Origin of the sequence: Marinobacter sp. C1S70 (genome assembly GCF_000475355.1) — a bacterium.
Classification (GTDB): domain Bacteria; phylum Pseudomonadota; class Gammaproteobacteria; order Pseudomonadales; family Oleiphilaceae; genus Marinobacter; species Marinobacter nauticus.
Genome location: NZ_AXBW01000015.1, coordinates 198,057 through 212,077, shown reverse-complemented (window position 1 = coordinate 212,077; position 14,021 = coordinate 198,057). Strand labels below are relative to the sequence as shown.

The following is a 14,021-nucleotide window of genomic DNA, read 5'->3' as shown; positions in this document are numbered from 1 at the left end:
TCTGCCGCGCAGACTCCTAGACATCATCATCCGCACACTTTCCTTACTACTCGGACAGCCACTAAAAGCAGATTGCGGCGAAACCTCCACGATCACGATTCAGGATGGTCCCCTGTTACTGCTGCAGCATTCGAAAGAACTACTTGGGGCCACGCCCGAAGCTAGAAATGTACGGATCATGGTCACCATGCCAACGGAATCGGCACAAGATCCCTCAATCATTCGCGATTTGCTGAAAGCCGGGATGAATTGCATGCGCATAAATTGCGCCCATGATGACCCAGAAACCTGGCTGGAGATGATCAATAATCTGCAAACTGCAAAAGAGGAGTTCGGACAGAGTTGTCAGGTTTTTATGGATTTGGGTGGGCCGAAGATACGCACGGGTGAGATCGAACCCGGACCGCACGTTGTGCATGTACACCCCAAACGTAATGAATACGGAATCACCGTTTTCCCCGCGCGCATACTGCTGGTACCGGAGGGAAGTTCAGCACCGGAAATTAGCGATAACCAGACTGTTTTCGGTGTTCCCAAGAGTTTTCTACAGAAGCTCAAGAGATTTGATGAGATCCGGCTCCTTGATGCACGCCACAAGTCCCGAAAATGGACCGTTGTTGAAGTTAGCGACTTTGGATGCCAGGTTGAGAGCATCAAAACATGTTACGTAGTGCCCGGAACGCCCCTTCAGCTGAAAGAAAAACAACGCCCAAAAATCACAGCCAAGATTACCAGTGTCCCCAAGCAACCCGGGGTTATAGTCCTCCGCCAAGGCGATTGTCTTGTAGTTACGGCCGACTCGACTGCCGGACATTCCAAGCATTTAGACACCCAGGGAAATCTTGTTACTCCCGCTACGATAAGCTGCACGATGCCCGAGGTCGTTTCTCAAGTTCATCCGGGCGAGAGCGTCTGGTTTGACGACGGGAAAATTGGTGGTGTCATTGAAAAAGTAGAGACAGACCGATTCTGGGTAAAAATCCAACACGCTCTTCCAGAAGGCAGCAAACTTAGAGCCGGTAAAGGCATGAACCTTCCGGATAGCCAGCTTAACGTCAGCTCTCTGACGCCGACCGACATCAGCCACCTGACATTCATCGCGAAGCATGCAGATGCCGTCCAGATGTCATTTGTAAACTCCGCACATGACGTCACATTGCTTGACGAAGCACTGTCCCGGGTAAAGGGGGATCACTTAGGCATCGTCCTCAAGATCGAAACCCGAAGAGGATTTGAGAATTTGCCCTCTATGCTGCTGACCGCTATGCGCCGACCCAAGGTGGGCGTCATGATTGCAAGGGGCGATCTTGCTGTTGAGTGTGGATATGAGCGACTGGCAGAAGTCCAGGAAGAGATATTATCAGTGTGTGAAGCCGCCCATGTACCCGTTATCTGGGCGACTCAAGTACTAGAAAACCTGGCTCAGAAAGGCATGCCCTCTCGCGCAGAGATTTCAGATGCAGTCATGGCGCACCGTGCAGAGTGCGTCATGCTGAACAAAGGGCCGCACGTTATCGAAGCGCTTGGTGTGCTCGACAACATTCTCAAGCGCATGGAACAGCATCAAACCAAAAAACGGGCACTACTCAGGGCACTGAGATTGGCCCAGAACGGACGGTAACAAGTGGATACCGATGAAGGATTGCTAGCCAGCTATCTAAAACGGAAGTTGTCTGCCCATGAAGCGGTCGAGACCATCTCAGCCTGCAGAAACCTGATTCTCGGAATGAGCGCCGCGCAACCGCCGGCATTGATGGCAGCCACTGCAGATGCCCTCAGAGATCGATTGATTGGTCCGTTAAACGTCTATTATCTGCATGGTACGGAACATCTTCAGCAAACTCTTTTAGCTCCAGATCTCATTGATCTCGTAACACCCCGTCCACTCTTTCTAAGCCATTCAGACCGGGCTGCCATTGCACAATCCAACTCTACAAATTGGATTGAATTCGTACCCGCAATGCTTCACCAGGCCGGCCGCCTGCTGACAGAGCACATAGATCCGGAATGTTTTTTTGTGACCGTATCGCCGATGGATCGCCATGGATATTTCAGCCTCGGCACCAACGCTGATTACGGAGCGTCTGTGATCCGAAAAGCAAGGAAAGTCATTGTCGAGGTCAACCGGTATATGCCTCGAACCTTTGGTGAATGTTCCGTCCATATTTCAGAAATAGACCACATCGTTGAGCACGATCAACCGCTGGTAGAGGCAATCCCCAAGGCGCCCACAGAGGTCGATAGAAAGATTGCGCAACAGATCATCGAACGGATTGACGATGGGGACACCTTACAGATCGGAGTGGGCGGAGTACCAAATGCCGTGCTCTCGGGGTTGAAGCAGCACAAAGATCTGGGGCTACACAGCGAACTGTTCTCCCCGGCAATGGTTCCCCTGATTCAGGCCGGGATCTTGAATGGTCGACGCAAGACATGGATGCAACACAAGCACATTTTCACCTTCGCTCTCGGAGACCGTGCGCTCTACGAGTTCCTTGACGATAACCCTGCTATCGTTGGATACCCCGCTTCCTGGGTAAACAATCCAGACATCATTCGGCTTAACGACAACATGGTGTCTGTAAATTCAGCACTCGAAATAGATCTGACTGGCCAGATCAATTCTGAACAAATTGGCGATCGCCCCTTTTCAGGCACCGGTGGCCAACTCGATTTTGTTCGTGGTGCTTACGCTGCAAGAAACGGCCGCTCTTTCATTGCATTAAGGTCAACCGCTCAATCGGGCTCTGTCAGCCGTATCGTCCCGCGTCTACTCAGCGGTGCCGTCACAGACCCCCGGAATGATGTGCAATTCGTAGTGACGGAATATGGCTGTGTTAACCTCAAAGGCCTTTCTATTCCTCAAAGAGCCAAGGCTCTCATACAACTTGCATGCCCCGAATTTCGCGAGCAACTTGAGCGAGAGGCAACATCACTTGGATGGATATAGGCACTATAGATCGGACCACTGAAATCAGAGCGCTGGATAATACCAAGCTAGTTGTTTAGAACGGCCTCAATCGCCCGGTAATCATCGTAGGTCACGAGGTTTATTCCCACCGCTCGCTGAGTATTCAGGTATTCCGAGAGCATTGGCGAAGGCATTGTCAGTAGATTAATTACCCGGCTCCGAACGTCCTCGCAAATTCCACTGCGGAATACAAAAGGGTCATAGTGTAACGGTACCGAACGCCAAAGAACCGTTAGGGTGTCGTCCGCAATCATGCCGCGCCTGAGCGCTTCATCTGCTCTTGAGCTGGAGACAAAGGCAGCCTCCGCCTTGTTGTCCAGCAACGCCATCAATGCCTTGTCATGGCTACCCGCGTATATGTTGGCTCCAAAGAAATCGGAGAATGGCTCGCCGATCGTGGTTGCAAACTCGTTTTTGGGAATGAGAGCCCCTGATGTACTGGAAGGATCTGTCAGCAGTATCCTGGCATTTCTCAGGCCCTCAATGCTGTTTATCCCCGCTGCCGTTGGAACTACCAGTAACGAATAATAGAAACTCCCCTCGGGTGTAAAGAGCCCGGCCTCGGTGGTTAAAGAAGCGAAGGCATCCAGCCCCGGGTCTGTTCGATGGGCGATAACATAGGATGCCGGCCCCATAACGGCCAGGTCGACACCGCCCGAGAGTACACCGTCCATCACGCTCTCGTAAGAGGTGGCTCTAACCAGTTCTACCGGCATCCCAAGCCCCTGCTCTAGCAGCGTAATCAACGGCTGATATTCAGAGGTCTGCTGGTCGATATCTTTTTTTGGGATCATCGTGAAGGTCAATCTGTTCATGTTGCAGTTTTTGACCTCTCGGACGGCTCCCGAACTATAAAACGATGCAAAGGCGAGCGATGCGAACGCGAGAATTAACGTCAGCAACCTCATGCTCTGGCTTCCTCTTCTGCGAAGGTTCTCAGGAACTCAGGAATCTTCTCCGCTGGCATGGGGCGCCCCAGGTGATAGCCCTGTGCAATGTCACAGCCGGCGACTTTCAGGTGAACCAGCTGCTCACGGGTTTCCACGCCCTCGGCCACCACTTTGAGCGCCATGCGCTTGGCCAGAATAATGGTAGAGGACACGATCGGACTGTCATCGTGGCTGTTTGAGATGCGGTTAATCAGGCTTCGGTCAATCTTGAGCTTGTCTACCGGTACCGCCTCCAGGTGGGCAAACCCCGCGTAACCGGTACCAAAATCGTCAAGACTGAGGCGGATACCTGCCGCCTTGAGGCAATGCAGGCTCTCAACTGCCCGGCCTTCCAGCATAGCAGTTTCCGTGATTTCCAGTTCCAGCAAGTCGGTGGTCAAACCGTAGTCCGCCAACGTCGCCAGAACGTCTTTGCAGAAACCCGGCTGAGCAAGCTGTATCGGAGAAACATTGACTGCGACTGGCTTCGAAATCCCATGTTTCTGTTGCCAGTCGGATATCTGGGCACAGGCCAGTCGAACCACTTCCATGCCCAGGGACACGACAAAGCCGGTTTTCTCGGCCACCGGAATAAATCGGTCTGGATACAGCAGGCCGAAGCCCGGATGTTGCCATCGCACCAGAGCCTCGTAGCCAATAATTTCCATAGCCTCCAGGCAAACCTGGGGTTGGTAATGCAGAACAAACTCCCGGTTTTTGAGGGCCTCTACAAAGGCTTGTTCCAGGTGAAATTCTTCCACATCACTCACATTCAGTGACTGGTCGAAAAACCGGTACTGGCCACGGCCAGCTTTCTTGGCCGAATACATCGCGGCATCAGCACATTTGGTCAGTTCATCAATACTCTGGCCGTCCCGAGGGCTGATGGCGATACCAATGCTAGGACTGGTATTCAGCTCTGTTCCTTCCAACATGTAGGGGGCGGACAAATGCGCGGTTAAAGCTGCGGCCCACTGCTCGATGTCGGCCTCACTGCGATCACCCACCAACAGCACCACAAATTCATCACCGCCGAAACGAGCGGCAATATCACCTTTACCCAGCATGCGTTGAATGCGACCGGCTACGGCCTGCAGTAGCAGGTCACCGATGTGGTGGCCAAGAGAATCATTAATGGATTTAAAGCGATCCAGATCGACAAACAGCATGGTTGACAGCTTCCGCTGTCGACGCTGTTCCAGTACCAGCGAATCTGCCACATCGAGAAACTGGCGACGGTTGAACAGACCACTGAGATGATCAATCGAAGCGGCACGGCTACTGCGGGCATGTTCGGTTTCAAGGCGCTCAATCAATTGCTGGTTGTTCCGCTCGGATAACCGCAATGCCTCCAACACTCTTTGCTGTCCGGTCAGGCTCCGGATCAGCCAGAACACGATACCGAAAACCAGTAAGGTCATTACGCTGTTGGCAATCAGTTGCTTATTCTGGCCAGGCGTCAGCGGTGCAAAGATCTCGTAGTAAGGCTGGGCCACACTGACTGTAAAACCATTCGCTGGACGGGTCACGAAAACATATTGGTATTGCTCGCCCGCCAACTCCATCGTGGCTTCGCCGGTCACAACACGGCCTTCAGCCGCAATCTGCACTTTTGGCACCTGAGGCCCTCCAACCACAATGCCGCTTTCATTGGCCCGCATCCACTCATCCCCCCTGGAATCCAGAATCTGAATAAAGCCCGAGCCCAGCTCAACATTCTGTAGAAGCCCAGCCAGGTAGGCGATGTCCAGCTCAATCAAGATCAATCTTGAGGAGCGGGACAAATCTGCCAGTCTGAGTGGAACCAGGAATGGCAATCGCCAGGCAGGCTCTTGTGGCACGTAAGCCGGATCCGCAACTCGTTCGGGAAGCACAGGCACAAATCCAGCTCCGGCAAAGTGGTCTTCAGTTCCAGACAACCAATTACCAAGGTTTGAGCGTGCCGAACCCAGATGGCTGGTGTAAATCAGTTCTCCCGACAGATTGTAAACACTGAGCCGGTTGAACACGGGATCTTCTGCCAGAAGCGTCAAGAGCCTGGTCTCTGCTTCTTGATGCGCGATGACATCGTCATTCACCAGGCTACCCATGGCCTTGGCTCGATCAGTCATCTGCTTGAGGCTCTCCGACACAATCAATGCCAGATTGCGGTTCTCGGAGAGTCTTGCATTGAGGGTTTCCGCCCTCGTTGCAGATGCCTGCCAAAGGAATAACACCCATAGGAACAAAACGATAACAACCCCGAGTGCCAGCATGGTTAGCTGAACGCTATTCAGGGGAGTATCAGATTTCGCTGTCATCAAGCTAGAACCTGGAGAAAAGGGATAGGTAAACGTCAGCCTCTCCAGTGGCCGGATAAATCCTGTGAGTCGGGTGAGGCATTTCGCCAGCAAACCCCAGATCCCTCGAAGCCTAGACGTCAATTATGGCAATTACATGACAGGCCGAAATTGTTAACGGATTCACGCTTTTGACACAGAAACTTCATTTCTCAATGCTAAGTGTATGGCTCCCATCCATAACGGAGCAGCAGTAATGTCCGGCCAATCATCCCTTCTGGTAGAAAATCTCTGGCGCCTTAAACGCCGCATCGACAAAGGCCAATGCCCCGGTGTCGACTTTATTCATCTGAACGTCCTGCTTAGAGAGCCTGCTTATCGGGCGGATGTTCTCAGGCGCGTGGAAACAAACGGCTCACCCGAACTCCAGGCGCTTGCCCGGGAAATTATGGCAAACGATCCCGGTGAGCCGCTGATGGCGAAGTCTCCAACAGAAACATTGACGAAAAAGCAGACTAAAAAGGAGAAACAACGTGGTTGGCTGACTCGCAATGGTATCGTCGTGATTCCGATATCTGCGGCCTTCGTCGCAGCAATTGCCGGTTTCACTGCGTTTGAGAACCGTGCGATCCGGGTCACTGACGATATTGTCTCAGACACAGTCTGGCAAAGTGGCCGCCGTTACATTCTGGATGATGTTATCTACGTGGATAGCGCCAGGCTCACCATTGAACCGGGCGTAACCATCGAAGGTGAACGCGGTTCTGCTCTGATCGTCACCAAAGACAGCCGACTCTTCGCCCGGGGAACCCGGGAACAGCCCGTCGTGTTCACCAGCCACCAACCCGAGGGCCAGAGAACCCGAGGTGACTGGGGCGGTCTGGTTCTGCTCGGCAAAGCGCCGGTTAATCAGCCTGCCGCGGCAATAGAGGGTGTTCCCGAGACTGATCTCCGTGGCCAGTTTGGAGGTACCGACCACCGCCACAGTTGCGGCGTACTGCAATACACCCGCATCGAATTTGCTGGTTTTGAGGTCTACAAAGACAACGAACTGAATGGTCTTACGCTGGGTGGTTGCGGCTCGGACACCATCGTCGAAAACGTGCAGGTACATCGCGCGCTGGACGATGGCATTGAAATGTACGGTGGTACCGTAGATCTGAAAAACATTCTGATAACCGGCGCCGCTGATGACAGCATCGATTGGGACTGGGGTTGGACAGGTAACGTCCAGTTCGCGGTCATCCAGCAATACGGGGATGTGGGCGACAATGGCTTTGAGGGTGACAGCAATGGGTCTGATCACAACGCCACGCCCCGGTCAGAGCCCACCTTCTACAATGTCACGATGTACGGCGCCGGCCGCTCGGCAAAACAGCACCGTGCCATGGTTCTGCGAGAAGGTTCCGGTGGCCATTTCCACAACATGATCATCGACAGCTTTGCCATCGAGGCACTTGATACCAGGGATGAGGTCCGGTCTTTGGTGGCCATGGACAAGCTGACATTCAGCCACAACCTTATCTCAAACAACGGCCGCCTCGGCAATCTGGCAACCGAACCAGAGGCTGACGATGATGATTTTGGCTTCCAGGAGGACGTGTGGATTCAGGACCCGGCCAACCGCAATCATCAGCTGGCGGAAAGTGGCTTGCAGCCAACCGTGACAAGCACGACTTCACCGAATTTCCGCTCCAGAGGCCTTATTCGAAATATGGAAGCAACACGACCACCCAAGTCGGAGTTTTTCGACGAATCTGCTGACTACCTGGGCGCTATTAATCCTCGCTCCAGTGACACCTGGCTGGATGGCTGGACCGCGTTTCCGGAGTCATAAAGCATAGTCGTCCGTGCGTCTATGGTTAGCCAAGGTATAGCCTGCCCTAAAATCGTCAGAAATGTGGACGAGATAGTAGCAGGGCGAGCGTGGGCTGAGCGGTACAAGGACTCCCGGTTCTGCCTCTGCAATGGTTGTCACAAAAATATCATCAAATAAGCTTACCGTGGCAACCGGCGAGTCTGTTCAAGTCTGGAGCCGCAAAACGCGCAGCGAACTCGGCGGACGGGCACATCCAGCCAGACACGATATTGGAATAGGTCTAGTTCGCAAACCAGCGATGAACCATAAAAAAGCCCTACACGGAGGCAGGGCTTCTTTACGTATAGCTAGCAACAAAGTATCCGGACTCTTACCGGATACGGCGCGCTATATGGCAGTTTATGCCGCTTTCTTGAGCTTCTTTTTCAAGCTCTTCAGCTTGCCTTCCTGCTTGGCGATCTTCGCCTTACGGGCTTTGATTTCTTTTTTCAGGCTGGTTACTTTCTTCGTAGTTTTCTTGGCCATGATTCACTCCTGGTGTGTGATTGCTCGATTACCGCCCTCAGTCGTCCTTATGGGTTCGCACGAAGTTGCGTATGAACTTTCGTACCTCTCTGGCGGCACTGGTATCCAGCTCTTCACACAATGAAATGAATTCATCGCGCTCTGCACTGTTGATCCGAATCAGTAGCTGAGAGTCTTTTTTCCCTGCCTTTTTCTTGCGTGGCTTCAACTGCTTTTCGGAAATACTATCGGCTGCCATGGGTCATCCACTCACTGAGAACACTTTTAGTATATACATTGTATATAGAAAAGATAGACTCAGGCGCCCAAGGTGTCGCAGTCAGATGTCGTGTTGCTTTCGAAAGCTGTTGATCTCTTCCACGACTTTGCGGGCGACTGTGTAGTGATCCAGGCGATCAAAAAGCCTTCTAAGAATTTCCTTTTCTTTGTCGTCGACTACGCCGTCTTCCAAAGCTAATCGCTCGATCATGGCGAGCTCTTTTTCGTCTATGGTGTCGTCGTTGGCGAAGACCACCAGGAAGGAATACCCCACCAGTTCTTTTGCCCGTGATTTCTCTGTCATAACGGCACCCTATCTGATGCATCATAAATGCCCAGCAGGCAACGCCAAGAGCATTTCCAGGTATCGCCTGGCTGCATATTCGCTTTCCGATTGATACAGCGGTTCCTCACCAGGTATGCGCACCTCGTATCGAAACGGCCGGCAAAAGCCGCTCGGCTCTTTAAAGCTTAGCTCAAGAAGTTCAACCGGTAGTTCTTCACAGGACCAGCAACAACGAATTTCAACGGCTTGGATAGCCTTACTCATACCAGACACATATGCCCCCAGGTGGATCAGTTGCACTACAAAAGCAACAGAGGGCTCATCCTGAGCAATACACGCGGATTGCGTTCCGCCTCATCTAGGCGGTGACGGAATTAAAGCAAGGTGATGTTGCGGTGGCGTGACGGGGATAAAAAAACCGAGCCCTGGGACAGGGACTCGGCAAACAATCATGATCCTAATCCTGATTGGCCGACAATCGTAACCTTCAGCTGTTTCAATTTCATTTCAGGAGAACAGGGTTCATTCACCAATCCTGTTTCTGCTTTAGGAGCTCATTGTTATAGGGACCAATGGTTTCGAGCAAAACGGATGATCTTGAGAACTGGCCTCGACCCCAGGCAATGTCATTTTGCCATTCGTCCTTCAACGCCGATTCAATCGTCCACTGCTTCAGGGATGAATAAACAAGCCGCGCCTGTGCCGTAACACGGCTTTCTGTCAGGTTCTGGAATGGGAAGAATTCAAACTTGTCGCACTGGACCAGAAGGGTCGTCTCAAGAGTACCCGCTGCCAAAAACGACGCATCATAGAGTAGCTGGAAAATGATGGACTCTTTCACTGTGCCCAATGGAGAGCAGGAAAAGGCGTTGAGACGGACGGACAGGGAACACTGGCTATCTTCCAGTTCAATGTGCGGCCTCATCCATGGGCCTACGAACGTAGATCTGTGAAACGCCAATAGGGCTCGGTAGTGGTCCTCTCTGGGGTTCATTTCATTAACCTCAGATCGGGACTGTCAACGTCCTTTTGAACAGACCTTAGGGGAGAAAAAACGCCGGGGTTGAATCCCCGGCAATGCGAGAGCACCTGGTACTTATCGTACTTCAGGAACCATCACTATAGGGTTCTAACGTTACAAACGAATTTCAGGCTTCGTTCCCTAAGAGAACTTGCGCCTTTCCTTCATGACCTTCCAGTCAATGACGTTTCCCTCAGAGTCGAAATGGACATAGCCGGCATAACCATCCGATTCTTCCCAGGTTTTGATAAAGCCAACAACCTCGCCGTTCTCTGTGCAAATTTCGTAGGATGTTTTGCTAGGGTCTATCTGGCGCGATTCATCGACTTCAGGCTCGACCTCCCGGAGTGTCTGGTCTTTTTTGAGAGACAAGGTGGTTTCAATCCAATCGGAACTCATGGGGCACCTCTTTACTGGGTAAGGGACAGCACTTATCTGGCTGTTTATTCTATGCTCAATTTAATCGGCTATTTTGATGTGTCTCAAGTTGATTTTGGTCTTAAAAATTGATCTGAAATAGCCTGCATTCGGTTGCCTAGTAGCCCAGATATCCGTAGCCGACCGTATCCCGATATTTTTCAATGTGTCGTACGTTGATTGCTCGGACAACGCCTTCTGCTTCAAGCTCACTGAAGCACGCATTGAATGCATCACGGTGTTCTTTTTTACGAAACGAGGCTCTATAGGGCGTCGGGGCAAAAATCGGAATGAACATCACTTTCTGGTGCAAATCAGCCTTATCCGCATAGGTTCCATCTGCGCGCAAACGGTGGTTAATCTCCGCAAAGATAAGACCATCCGCAAGCACCACATCCACGCGATTCAGAAAGAGCATTCGCGAGTGGATGCGCTGGTCTGCAAACTCGGAATATGAGGCAAAAGACTCAATGTGAGACTCAATATCCAGCAATTGGGACGCACCGGCAAAGGAAACAACACGCAGCCCTTTTAAATAGCGAAGATGGTAAGGCTTGATGTTCGTGGACTCCAAAACAGCGGCGCCATTCTGGTAATACACGTAGGGAGTGCTTTCAAAACCTGGCGTGTCCATATCGGGAGGCACGGTCATTACCGCATCGCCCAGCCCCTCATGAGTGAAATTCCGGAGGTGCCGTTTGAAGGGGTAGAAATGAAAGTGAACATCTATTTCACATCGATCCATGACTGCAGCGAATATCTCAATATCGCGCCCAGCCGGCCCCTGTTCTGATGTTGCCGGGAGGTAGGGAGCCAGTACGAGAAGTGGCTCTGGCTCTGATACTGCATTGGCCTGAGTGGCCAAAGTGCCAATAGCGAACGCCAGGAGTAACCATTTCATTTAGATGCCACGTGATTATCGAGAAACTACAACTACTTCCCTGCACCTAAACTCAAGGTTACCGCTAATTCCATTTCCAGAATCACGATATTACTACATTAGTATTTCAGCTCTGTGACAGTGGCACGCTCGCCATGTTTACCACACTGATAATACCTGGCTGAGTACGGTTCTTATCGGTTCGTTCCGCAAATCGCCGGTCCCAACGTGTCCACAAAGTGTCAGCCGTGTTTAGCGTAGAGGCGCAGGAGGAAAGCCCTGAATGGAATGTTCGCTTTTTGTTTAGGTTCGGACAATTTATGGTTGTACTACCAAAAAAGACGACGAAATAGACGGTTCAACGGTTGTTCGACAAAGGTGGGTAACCTCACTCCGAGAGGGTTGCTTTCCGCGAGGTTCGGGTTCGCTTTAATGCGGGTCCCCATGATGTAGTCGAACCAGGGACGGGTGACACACCAGTTGGCGTCCTGATTGGTGTTCATATGGTGATTGTAATGCCAGGGAATGGCCTTCTTTCCCACTCGGGTTCCTCATAGACTTCGTCGCGGTCATCCTTGGTGCGCACGATCTTGTGATGCTGCCAGTGGCTTTTCATGGACTTTGCCTGCCATTCTCGGGGCATTGTTGGCTTTGATTGGAAACGATGTGCTGTTTCGGTCTGCGGGACGGTGATCCAGTTTTTGGCGCTATGGGCAATATCCTACAAGGAAGCAGGACAATATTGGGCATTGATAAACGGCAGGTTTTGTTAACGTCCGCCCCCTTGGACGGGCCATCTACATGGTCGACATTCCTGGAAAACACATTAAGGACTTCCTGCTGTGAGCACCCCAACCGATACTTCTTATGACACCCCTGTTATCCCGAGAAAAGTTCCGGCCGGCCCACCACTGAACTGGATTTCGGCGGCGGTGCGACTGCTGCGCAGTAACTGGGGCGTGATTCTGCCCGCCTATCTGCTGGTGTTTCTTGTTCCGGCGCTGATTCAATATGGTGCGATGGAGATGATTTCCGGTGGCAGTGTCTTTGGCACCGTGGTGCTGGTGATTGTCAGCATTCTCGTAACGCTGCTACTCAACGCCGGTATGGTGGCTCTGTTCCACAGCGCAGCCGAGGGGAGTCCCCGGTTTACCCAGGTGTTTTCCGGCTTCAGCGGGCACACGATACTTCATACTTTCCTGATGGTAGTGATGATGATTGTCGTCGGCATTGTACTGTCCGTTATTGGCTACGTGATCGCAAGTATTGCCGATTTTTCGTTCTCATCTGTTAGCCGCTATGGCATGGGCGGTTTCATGGATGGTGGCTTCGGGCCCTCAGCAGGTATTGCTGCGATTCTGCTCATGTTCATTGCAGTGCTTTGCGCGCTGGTTCTGTTCGGTGCGTTGTTCTTCTATGCAATCCCGTTGATTGTGGTTGCCAGACAGGGGGCTTTAGAGGCTGTTCGTAACAGCCTGCGCGCGTGCTTCAAGAACTTGTTTGTACTGCTTTTCTTTGCTGTAAACGCGATGGTTGTTACTCAACTGGTACTGTTCCCCACGTTCGCAATTGGTGCTTCAACCGCATCGGTTATTGGCATGACGGTGGTTACAATTGTCGTGTCGTTTGTCTGGGGTGCAGTTATTGCGGGCGCGTATTATCTTTCGTTCCGGGATGTTCTTTTGGGCAAAGGTGATACCGAATCAGACAACGATATCGAAGCCACTGTTCCCGCCTGAAGCGACTAAAAACAAGCTATTGGTGGGTGTGCCAACACCCACCCAACCTGGCGAAGCGCGCATCTGTTCAGATTGATCATTTTACCTGCGCTTTCCGCCAGGGCCTGCCACTGCACGCTTTGCACTGCCTATCCTGTCGTTGCCAACAACGTTATCCACAGATTCTGTGGGCAAAACCAATCAGCCCTGTTAATTCATCTGTAGCTGTGGAAAACACTTGTTCAAAAACCGGTTCAGGGGGGCCTCGATGATCGAGGGCAGGTTGATACCCAAAGGGTTGGACTCGGCAAGCTCCGGATTTGCTTTGATACGAGTTCCCATGATGTAGTCGAACCAGGGACGGGTGACACACCAGTTGGCGTCCTGATTGGTGTTCATATGGTGATCGTAATGCCAGGGAATGGCCTTCTTTCCCCACTCGGGTTCCAGGTGAGAGCGCCGGTGCACATAGAAGTACCGGCCAGCCGCGTAGTAGGTGCCCAGTGTAAAAAACGGGGCTACCGGTAGCGCCAGAGAGGTAACCGCAGTGAGCGCAAGCAGGGAGGTGACTTCGTTCCGGGTGCGCCAGTTGGACAACCCTTCTTCATAGCCTTCGTCGCGGTAATCCGTGGTGCGCACGATCTTGTGATGCTGCCAGTGGCTTTTCATAGACTTCGGTACCGGGCTGTATCTGGGTTTTCCCGGCCGTGGTGTCCCGTGGAGGATGTATTTATGGGCATACCATTCAACACCGTTGGCAAAAATCAGGGCGACCGGAAAGCCAATCATGAATCACCTCTTTCAGAGAGTGGCTGAGTTTTCATCGTGCCATAGCCGCCTCGAATTTCTGTGCTCATTTGCGTCAGCTTGTCAGGCCCCGTTGGCGGAATCGGACAACCTGATCAAATTGCCTCCAAC

The 14,021-nt window shown here is 52.1% G+C and carries 13 protein-coding genes; 4 read left to right on the top strand and 9 right to left on the bottom strand.

The window, feature by feature from the left end; all coding sequences use genetic code 11:
* A partial coding sequence (locus Q669_RS05520) for a pyruvate kinase (protein ID WP_022991529.1) occupies positions 1 to 1,621 on the top strand: 1,621 nt, incomplete at its 5' end.
* A 3-nt stretch (positions 1,622 to 1,624) separates the two neighbouring features.
* Positions 1,625 to 2,950, top strand: coding sequence for an acetyl-CoA hydrolase/transferase family protein (locus Q669_RS05515; protein WP_022991528.1), 1,326 nt, complete (start codon positions 1,625 to 1,627; stop codon positions 2,948 to 2,950).
* A gap of 47 nt (positions 2,951 to 2,997) precedes the next feature.
* On the opposite strand, the gene Q669_RS05510 is transcribed toward Q669_RS05515, so the two are convergent.
* Together Q669_RS05510 and Q669_RS05505 are read right to left on the bottom strand one after the other, a co-directional pair.
* On the bottom strand, positions 2,998 to 3,879 hold the full coding sequence (locus tag Q669_RS05510; protein ID WP_022991527.1) for a phosphate/phosphite/phosphonate ABC transporter substrate-binding protein: 882 nt from the start codon (positions 3,877 to 3,879) through the stop codon (positions 2,998 to 3,000).
* Positions 3,876 to 6,200 carry a putative bifunctional diguanylate cyclase/phosphodiesterase gene (locus Q669_RS05505; RefSeq protein ID WP_036148874.1) on the bottom strand — a complete coding sequence of 775 codons (2,325 nt, stop codon included), beginning with the start codon at positions 6,198 to 6,200 and terminating at the stop codon, positions 3,876 to 3,878. Before Q669_RS05505 ends, Q669_RS05510 begins: the two co-directional genes overlap by 4 nt.
* Before the next feature lie 235 nt (positions 6,201 to 6,435).
* On the opposite strand from Q669_RS05505, the gene Q669_RS05500 reads away from it, so the two are divergent.
* Positions 6,436 to 8,016: a hypothetical protein gene (locus Q669_RS05500; protein WP_022991525.1), complete on the top strand. Its 1,581-nt coding sequence runs from the start codon at positions 6,436 to 6,438 to the stop codon at positions 8,014 to 8,016.
* A gap of 381 nt (positions 8,017 to 8,397) precedes the next feature.
* Here Q669_RS05500 and Q669_RS20000 read toward each other — a convergent pair whose 3' ends face one another.
* From Q669_RS20000 to Q669_RS05475, 6 genes are all read right to left on the bottom strand, one after another.
* Complete coding sequence (locus Q669_RS20000; protein WP_022991524.1) at positions 8,398 to 8,523, bottom strand: hypothetical protein; 126 nt, start codon at positions 8,521 to 8,523, stop codon at positions 8,398 to 8,400.
* A 37-nt stretch (positions 8,524 to 8,560) separates the two neighbouring features.
* Complete coding sequence (locus Q669_RS05495) at positions 8,561 to 8,761, bottom strand: hypothetical protein (RefSeq protein ID WP_011786676.1); 201 nt, start codon at positions 8,759 to 8,761, stop codon at positions 8,561 to 8,563.
* Positions 8,762 to 8,842: 81 nt separating this feature from the next.
* Entirely contained in the window at positions 8,843 to 9,085 is a 243-nt protein-coding gene (locus Q669_RS05490; protein WP_011786677.1) for a hypothetical protein, read from the bottom strand.
* 508 nt (positions 9,086 to 9,593) lie between these two features.
* On the bottom strand, positions 9,594 to 9,908 hold the full coding sequence (locus Q669_RS05485; RefSeq protein WP_141067130.1) for a hypothetical protein: 315 nt from the start codon (positions 9,906 to 9,908) through the stop codon (positions 9,594 to 9,596).
* A gap of 321 nt (positions 9,909 to 10,229) precedes the next feature.
* A complete protein-coding gene (locus Q669_RS05480) occupies positions 10,230 to 10,487 on the bottom strand; it encodes a hypothetical protein (RefSeq protein WP_022991522.1) in 258 nt (85 codons plus the stop codon).
* Between the two features lie 136 nt (positions 10,488 to 10,623).
* Complete coding sequence (locus tag Q669_RS05475; RefSeq protein WP_081698940.1) at positions 10,624 to 11,406, bottom strand: transporter substrate-binding domain-containing protein; 783 nt, start codon at positions 11,404 to 11,406, stop codon at positions 10,624 to 10,626.
* Positions 11,407 to 12,227: 821 nt separating this feature from the next.
* Here Q669_RS05475 and Q669_RS05465 point away from each other — a divergent pair.
* Positions 12,228 to 13,124, top strand: coding sequence for a hypothetical protein (locus Q669_RS05465; protein ID WP_022991518.1), 897 nt, complete (start codon positions 12,228 to 12,230; stop codon positions 13,122 to 13,124).
* A gap of 189 nt (positions 13,125 to 13,313) precedes the next feature.
* Here Q669_RS05465 and Q669_RS05460 read toward each other — a convergent pair whose 3' ends face one another.
* On the bottom strand, positions 13,314 to 13,892 hold the full coding sequence (locus tag Q669_RS05460) for a sterol desaturase family protein (RefSeq protein WP_022991517.1): 579 nt from the start codon (positions 13,890 to 13,892) through the stop codon (positions 13,314 to 13,316).
* Between the last annotated feature and the right edge of the window lie 129 nt (positions 13,893 to 14,021).